This is a genomic window from Peptoniphilus sp. (assembly GCF_034090345.1).
Taxonomy (GTDB): domain Bacteria; phylum Bacillota; class Clostridia; order Tissierellales; family Peptoniphilaceae; genus Peptoniphilus.
In genome coordinates, this window is sequence record NZ_JAXDSS010000133.1 from 1 (window position 1) to 4,966 (window position 4,966).

Genomic DNA, 4,966 nt, shown 5'->3' on the forward strand with positions numbered 1-4,966 from the left:
GATAGAGAATTTAGACAGAATAACGATAAAAACTTTGTCTGCTATTAAAAATTTAGATGAAGCAAAGTATGAACTTCTAGATATAACCAGTGATGGGATTATAGATGATTCAGAAAAGGAAAGGTTTGATAGTTTCATAGACACTTTAGACAAGATTGTTATAGCAGCAGGGGAAATGAAGTTGTGGGTTCAGAAAAATACTGATAGGAGGTAGAAAATGAATGTTAGTGATGTTGCTGAAATGCTTGGTAAGACTCAACAGACTATAAGGATTGGTCTTCAAAGGGGAATTTTTCCTTTTGGGGCGGCTTATAAGCTTGATGAGAATAATAAGAGGTATGTTTATGTAATTTATCCGGAAAAGGTTAAGGAATATTTGGGAGAAAACTATGGAAAAGAAAATTAGGAGAAAAAGAAAGAGGTCTTTTGAAAATTTCGTTGAATTGTTGCTTATATCCGGGGGATGGGGCTGTATTGTTGGAGCATTTTTCGTATGTTTCTATATGGTTGTTAGCCCTTTTATATAAAGATGGAAGTTTATAACAAAAAAGTGCTATTAAAGCCGGCAAGCATTTAAAGCACTTAAGTAATATATCTATGCTAAGTATAGCATATTTAGGAGAATAACGCATGAAAAATTTTAATTTAGAGTGGGATGTTTTAGTTTTAAAAAGAAAAGATTTACAAAGGGAACTTGATAGGGCTAATTATTTTTTAGCCATCTTAACTGATGAAGACTTGATAAGAGAGGTTGAGAAAAATAAGGCTGATATAGAGATTAAGATTAAAAATCTTGAAGCAGAAGCTGAAAGGATTAATGATTTTGCACTGATTTATGAGGACTATAAAGGTCAGGTGGCAATATGAGAACTTTTAAAACTGTTTTAAAGAAGACATTTTACAGAGTTATTGAAGATTATGAAGTGTTCTATATTCAAAAGATAACTTATGGCTTTATAAATCTTGATGGCGATGAAAATGAGAGCGATAGAACGAGTGTAGACATGAAGTTTACTACTTTTAATAACTTTGATTTTCATAAACGAGAAAAGAAGCACTATTACGAAGTTGAAATAGTAACTCTTAATGAAGAGTACAAGGATAATAGAGAGATAGTAGAGTTCATGGGCAGATATAGACGTAACGGAAGACTTAAGAAATATGCGTATGCAGTGTAGGAGGAACGACAGATGGATTATTTAAAAAAGTACAATGAATATATAGAAATTTTACAAGATTATGATATAGATAGATTTTCTAAAAAATTACTTGAAAGGGGTTTTGATAAAGCTCCAGCAAGTTCTGCATATCATGGGAGTGAAGAGGGAGGACTTTTAAAACATAATGTAAAAGTATGTGATATAGCTTTAGGTATAGCTGAAGCTGTTGGATATGAAAATACGGCTGCAGTTATTATTGCAGCACTATTCCACGATATTGGAAAGATAGGATATAAAGGCAAACCTAATTATGTAGAAAATATTTTAAAGAGCGGTAAACGTTCAGAAGCTAAACCTTATGAAGTTAATAAAGAACTTCTTGGCATACCACACGAAGTTATAAGTTTACAAGAAGTTGAAAATAATATTGAAATTGATGAAGAAATAGCCCATGCAATACTATTTCACAACGGATTATATTCAGGTCTCGGAAGAGAACTAAAGGGTCATGAAACTAAACTTCAAATGATTATACATTTCGCTGATTTATGGGAAAGTAGGTGTAATTATGAGTAACATGGTTTTAATCATTGGAGAAAGCGGAACAGGTAAAAGCACTGCTATAGAGGGATTAAATCCAAACGAGACTTTTATTATCCAGGTGGTTAATAAGCCACTTCCGTTTAAAGGATTTAAGACAAAATATCCACTTAAATCAAAAGAAGCAGATGGGAACAGAACTGTTACAGGCAAGTGGAATCAGATAATAGGAACTTTAAGTTATATTAATCAAAATTCAGGAATAAAAGTTGTAGTCATTGATGATTCACAGTATCTAATGAGTGATGAATATATGACAAGAGCCACAGAAAGAGGATTTGATAAGTTTACAGAGATAGGGCAGCACTACTATGACGTTATTAAATTTGCTGCAGGGTTAAGAGAAGATTTAACGATTGTCTTTCTTAGCCATTCAGAAGTCAAAGATGATGGAAGAATAAAAGTTAAGACAATTGGAAAATTACTTGATGAAAAAATAACTATTGAAGGTTTATTTACTGTAGTTTTAAATACAAAAATCGAAGATGGTAATTACTACTTTGAAACTCAAAACAATGGATTTAATACTACTAAAAGCCCAAAAGGAATGTTTGAAAGTGTAAAGATAGAAAATGATTTAGGGTACGTTGTTGAAAAGATAAATGAATATTACGGAGGTTAATTATGTTTCAAATGAATAAAGATTATATTGGCGAAGATGTTGAAAGTATCGAATATATAAAAAAGAGTGGATGTTATGAAGTTGTAATTGAAAAGGCTGAGCAACTAAATGGATATAATTCAAAATCAGAAGGAATAGCTCTTAATTTTTCTGACTCAGAAAGTAGACGAGGGAATTTAAGAATGTACTACACAAATAGAGATGGACTACCGGTTGAATTTAACCAAAGACATCTATCTCATTTATGTTATCTATTAAATCAAAATGCTTTACTACCAGGACAAGATAAACAGATAGCTTCTCTTATAGGCAAAATAATAGGAGTGGTTATAGAAGTTAATGTTAGAGATTACCAAGTGGATAATAACGGAACTAAAGAGAGAAGATATGCTTACGATTATATTTTAAAAAGTTTCTATGACTCACAAACAAAACAAACATCTAAGGAAAAGTTAGAAAATAGACCGGCAGAAATTTATAACTCTTGTTTACAGAGATATGAGAATGCGATTGAAATTGAACTACCTAAGAGTGAAAAGTTGAAAGATGCAGAAGGATTTTATCAAATAAATAACGCAGATATACCATTTTACGCAGATATACCATTTTAATTAAGGGGGCTTAGGCTCCCTAATAGAGATAAAGGATGTGATAATTTGGCAAGACCTCCTAAAGATGGTTTGGATTATTTTCCTTTAGACGTAGATATTTTTGAAGATGAAAAGATAGAAGCTATTTCAGGTGAGTTTGGAATTAAGGGTGAAATCACAGTAGTAAAACTGTTATGTGCGATATACAAGAATGGATATTTCATTGTATGGAATGAACTTGTGAAAGCCCAACTCCTAAAAAGACTACCTGGAATAAGTAAAGAATTAATGGAGCTAATTGTAGACCGCTTGGTGTTATGGGATTTTTTTGATAAAGCCCTGTTTCATTCGGCTGAGGTTCTAACTAGCAAAAAAATTCAACAAAACTATCTTGAAGCTACAAAAAGAAGAAAATCAAATAAACCAACTTTATACATTATAGAAAGTAATAAATGTGAGCATAATGTAGACATTAATGCACAAACAAAGGGAGTTAATGTAGACATTAATGCACAAAGTAAAGTAAAGGAAAGTAAAGTAAATAAAAATATCTCTCCTGAACTGTCTGAAATAATAAAGTTATATCAGGACAGTGGTTTTGGTGCAATCAATAACACGGTGAGAGATAGCATAATAGCTATGCTGGAGGACTTTGAAATTAATTGGATTCGTGATGCATTCAAGGTTGCAGCTGAGTATAATGCCCATAGTTTGAAGTACGTTAATAGTGTTTTAGAGAATTGGAGACGTAACGGAAAAGACAGTACGAAGTCAAAAACTAAACGCACTAAATTCCATAACTTTGAGCAGGCAACTGACTCTATGAGTGAACAGGATCTTGAAGATATTGCAAAGCGTAAGAGGGAGCAGGCTTTAAAGGAGTTTGGGATATGAATTTGGAACAGGCTAAGGCTGCACTTATAAACAAACAAAGGGTTATTTTTAAGGGCAGAACTTTAAGTAATTTGCAGTCTGAAAGCACAGAGTATGAGTGTATTGAGGCTCTTGTTTTTAAAAATATAAAGGGCAAGATAGTGCCGTCTGTAGTGCTAAAGGATTTAAATGCTAATTCGGTATTGTCTTGTGGTTTGGAGGATGTTGAGCTTTTATGATACACAAAATAGTAATCAAGAATAGACTGCCGGGAATGAATGAAGTAATAAACAAAAATAGAGTGAATAAATTTGCTGGAGCAAGGCTAAAAAAAGAAACAACAGAGATGATAGCATGGAATATCAAAGCTCAGATGAATGGAAAAATTAAAAACCAAATAGATATAACTTTTAAATGGCACTGTAAAGACAAAAGAAGAGATAAAGACAATATAATGTCAGCACAAAAATTCATTTTTGACGGTCTACAGATGGCAGGAATTATAAAAAATGATGGGTGGAATGAAGTAAGAAATATATCTCATAAGTTTTTAATTAGTGGAACGGAAATGGTAGAGATATACATGCAAGAGGTATAGCCATGAATAAATGTTGTTTAGACTGCAAGATAAGGCATCTTAACTGCCATAGTAATTGTAGCAAGTATCAAGACTTTTACAGAGAGAACGAAGAAATCAAACGAAGAAAGAGAGCATATAGTGATGCTGCTTATGTGCTAGACAAACAGTGCATAAAGGATTTTAAGAGGACGAAGAGATGGTAAAAGAATACGTATGGAGTGAGTGATGAGAGAGTATGAGGCATTTGTAAAGCTTGAAGGGATTGAAAGCAAAGTTTCTGTTGGAATTTATAATTCTGAGTTTGAAGCAGAAAGAGCAATTGCAATTCAACGAAGTAAAAATAAATTGTTTAAGTGGGGTTGGATAGAGAGTTTAGACAGTGGTTATTTTTATGATGTCGATGGGCAAGGGGACTAATGATGGATATTCAAGATTTATTAGATGAGCTAGAAGACGCAGCTTATTACAGACAAGATTATTTAATAAGTGATATAAGGGCAAAAATAGATGAATGGTTAGAACAGAATATTTCAGAAGAGAT

At 32.5% G+C, this 4,966-nt stretch carries 12 protein-coding genes; all 12 read left to right on the forward strand.

The genetic code is table 11. The features are described 5' to 3' along the window. A partial coding sequence (locus SOR77_RS09805; protein ID WP_320636919.1) for a hypothetical protein occupies nt 1-214 on the forward strand: 214 nt, incomplete at its 5' end. Nucleotides 215-217: 3 nt separating this feature from the next. After that, nucleotides 218-406: a hypothetical protein gene (locus tag SOR77_RS09810; protein ID WP_320636920.1), complete on the forward strand. Its 189-nt coding sequence runs from the start codon at nt 218-220 to the stop codon at nt 404-406. Then, nucleotides 390-527, forward strand: a complete 138-nt coding sequence (locus tag SOR77_RS09815) for a hypothetical protein (RefSeq protein WP_320636921.1) — start codon at nt 390-392, stop codon at nt 525-527. The genes SOR77_RS09810 and SOR77_RS09815 overlap by 17 nt, the downstream gene beginning before the upstream one ends. A gap of 103 nt (nt 528-630) precedes the next feature. Continuing rightward, a complete protein-coding gene (locus tag SOR77_RS09820; RefSeq protein ID WP_320636922.1) occupies nt 631-867 on the forward strand; it encodes a hypothetical protein in 237 nt (78 codons plus the stop codon). Beyond that, a complete protein-coding gene (locus tag SOR77_RS09825) occupies nt 864-1,178 on the forward strand; it encodes a hypothetical protein (protein ID WP_320636923.1) in 315 nt (104 codons plus the stop codon). The genes SOR77_RS09820 and SOR77_RS09825 overlap by 4 nt, the downstream gene beginning before the upstream one ends. A 12-nt stretch (nt 1,179-1,190) precedes the next feature. Further along, nucleotides 1,191-1,736, forward strand: a complete 546-nt coding sequence (locus SOR77_RS09830) for an HDOD domain-containing protein (protein WP_320636924.1) — start codon at nt 1,191-1,193, stop codon at nt 1,734-1,736. Further along, the gene (locus SOR77_RS09835; RefSeq protein WP_320636925.1) at nt 1,729-2,382 is read left to right on the forward strand and encodes an AAA family ATPase; all 654 of its coding nucleotides are present in this window, start codon (nt 1,729-1,731) and stop codon (nt 2,380-2,382) included. The genes SOR77_RS09830 and SOR77_RS09835 overlap by 8 nt, the downstream gene beginning before the upstream one ends. A 2-nt stretch (nt 2,383-2,384) precedes the next feature. Then, nucleotides 2,385-2,993 carry a hypothetical protein gene (locus SOR77_RS09840; RefSeq protein WP_320636926.1) on the forward strand — a complete coding sequence of 203 codons (609 nt, stop codon included), beginning with the start codon at nt 2,385-2,387 and terminating at the stop codon, nt 2,991-2,993. 45 nt (nt 2,994-3,038) lie between these two features. After that, nucleotides 3,039-3,866 carry a Lin1244/Lin1753 domain-containing protein gene (locus SOR77_RS09845; RefSeq protein WP_320636927.1) on the forward strand — a complete coding sequence of 276 codons (828 nt, stop codon included), beginning with the start codon at nt 3,039-3,041 and terminating at the stop codon, nt 3,864-3,866. Further along, nucleotides 3,863-4,084, forward strand: coding sequence for a hypothetical protein (locus SOR77_RS09850; protein ID WP_320636928.1), 222 nt, complete (start codon nt 3,863-3,865; stop codon nt 4,082-4,084). Before SOR77_RS09845 ends, SOR77_RS09850 begins: the two co-directional genes overlap by 4 nt. Continuing rightward, nucleotides 4,081-4,443, forward strand: a complete 363-nt coding sequence (locus SOR77_RS09855; RefSeq protein ID WP_320636929.1) for a hypothetical protein — start codon at nt 4,081-4,083, stop codon at nt 4,441-4,443. The genes SOR77_RS09850 and SOR77_RS09855 overlap by 4 nt, the downstream gene beginning before the upstream one ends. A gap of 207 nt (nt 4,444-4,650) precedes the next feature. Further along, nucleotides 4,651-4,842: a hypothetical protein gene (locus SOR77_RS09860; RefSeq protein ID WP_004822520.1), complete on the forward strand. Its 192-nt coding sequence runs from the start codon at nt 4,651-4,653 to the stop codon at nt 4,840-4,842. Nucleotides 4,843-4,966 lie beyond the last annotated feature (124 nt).

Excerpts from the sequence above, each read along its gene's own strand:
- SOR77_RS09815 (WP_320636921.1), top strand. The coding sequence starts at position 390 with ATGGAAAAGAAAATTAGGAGAAAAAGAAAGAGGTCTTTTGAAAATTTC.
- SOR77_RS09860 (WP_004822520.1), top strand. The coding sequence starts at position 4,651 with ATGAGAGAGTATGAGGCATTTGTAAAGCTTGAAGGGATTGAAAGCAAA.
- SOR77_RS09835 (WP_320636925.1), top strand. The coding sequence starts at position 1,729 with ATGAGTAACATGGTTTTAATCATTGGAGAAAGCGGAACAGGTAAAAGC.
- SOR77_RS09820 (WP_320636922.1), top strand. The coding sequence starts at position 631 with ATGAAAAATTTTAATTTAGAGTGGGATGTTTTAGTTTTAAAAAGAAAA.
- SOR77_RS09830 (WP_320636924.1), top strand. The coding sequence starts at position 1,191 with ATGGATTATTTAAAAAAGTACAATGAATATATAGAAATTTTACAAGAT.
- SOR77_RS09850 (WP_320636928.1), top strand. The coding sequence starts at position 3,863 with ATGAATTTGGAACAGGCTAAGGCTGCACTTATAAACAAACAAAGGGTT.
- SOR77_RS09855 (WP_320636929.1), top strand. The coding sequence starts at position 4,081 with ATGATACACAAAATAGTAATCAAGAATAGACTGCCGGGAATGAATGAA.
- SOR77_RS09840 (WP_320636926.1), top strand. The coding sequence starts at position 2,385 with ATGTTTCAAATGAATAAAGATTATATTGGCGAAGATGTTGAAAGTATC.
- SOR77_RS09825 (WP_320636923.1), top strand. The coding sequence starts at position 864 with ATGAGAACTTTTAAAACTGTTTTAAAGAAGACATTTTACAGAGTTATT.
- SOR77_RS09810 (WP_320636920.1), top strand. The coding sequence starts at position 218 with ATGAATGTTAGTGATGTTGCTGAAATGCTTGGTAAGACTCAACAGACT.